Annotated in this window: 1 protein-coding gene; it reads right to left on the bottom strand. The window is 52.0% G+C overall.

Annotated elements, in window-relative coordinates; all coding sequences use genetic code 11:
- The coding region (locus tag R0J87_RS23595) for a hypothetical protein (RefSeq protein WP_498889420.1) at window positions 1-244 on the bottom strand (244 nt) is incomplete at both ends.

Here is a 244-nt window from a genome sequence, read left to right as displayed (position 1 = left end):
AAGGCAAAGCCTGCCATGACATAAAAAACGGCATAAGCGCTCAGCAGCGTTTCAAGTGACGGCAGCAGGTAAATCACCACAGCGCCCAGGCTGAACTGAATGAGTAACAAGGTGCCAAAAGCACGATCCGCATTGTTTAACCTGGCCAGTGCAGAAAAGCCGAGACCGACGCAAAGCCCACCGAATAACCCGGCTAAAAAGCGCCAGCCGAGCATGACACTGTAGGTTTCAATCCACAAAGTCC

It is taken from the genome of Halomonas sp. SIMBA_159 (assembly GCF_046536035.1).
GTDB lineage: Bacteria > Pseudomonadota > Gammaproteobacteria > Pseudomonadales > Halomonadaceae > Vreelandella > Vreelandella venusta_A.
This window is presented reverse-complemented; position numbering and strand designations above follow the sequence as displayed.